The organism is Priestia sp. 53B2 (genome assembly GCF_056099005.1).
On record NZ_JBLZXA010000063.1, the window covers coordinates 1 to 861 of the forward strand.

1 protein-coding gene is annotated in these 861 nt (G+C 40.2%); it reads left to right on the top strand.

Going from position 1 to position 861, the window contains the following annotated elements:
- Nucleotides 1-202: 202 nt before the first annotated feature.
- Nucleotides 203-861: reverse transcriptase N-terminal domain-containing protein (locus tag ACN6NE_RS31025; RefSeq protein ID WP_474329433.1), on the top strand; the 659-nt coding region annotated here is incomplete at its 3' end.

Sequence of the window (861 nt, forward strand, 5' to 3'; positions counted from 1 at the left end):
GATGTGACAGAGGGTATGGGATATGAGAAAAAGCGAAAGTCGTTACCCTGAAAAGGGACAGGAAAGCAGAAACACTGTATAACTGGACGGATACTGTCGTCTCTACAGACAATGATAGGCTCGAAAGAGCGCCCACTTCTAATGGGTCTTCAACACGAAAATAAATTTGTGGCTATCTTCTAACGAAAAGGAGCGTGCTGTTATGAATACCTCTCTACGAGCGTCGGCGCACGTAGAGAGGTATTCTATTGATTGGAGTATTATACAAAAATATGTAACGAAGTTACGACAAAGAATTTATCGTGCCGAACAACAAAATCAACAAAGAAAAGTAAGGGAACTTCAACGTTTACTCCTCCGGAGTAAAGCAAATCTACTCCTTTCCATTCGCAGAGTAACACAACAAAATAACGGTAAGCGAACACCTGGTGTAGATGGCTATACGGCCTCAAAACCAAGCGAACGTACCAAACTTTATAAACAACTAGTTAAATGCAATGTCTTTCGACATCGTCCAAAGCCAGCAAAACGAACGTTTATCCCAAAGAAAAATGGGAAAATGAGACCTCTCGGTATCCCCACGATACGAGATCGAGTGTATCAAAACGTAGTAAAAAACGCACTCGAACCACAATGGGAGGTCAAGTTTGAACCAACTTCTTACGTTTTTCGTCCTAAACGAAGCACACACGATGCTATAAGTAATCTTTTTAATAACCTTAACACGAATAGTAAGAAAAAGTGGGTATTTGAGGGAGATTTCTTAGGATGCTTTGACCATCTTAATCATAATTGGATAATGCAACAAACATCTATGTTTCCGGGAAGCACTCTCATTAAAAGGTGGCTTAATATGGGATA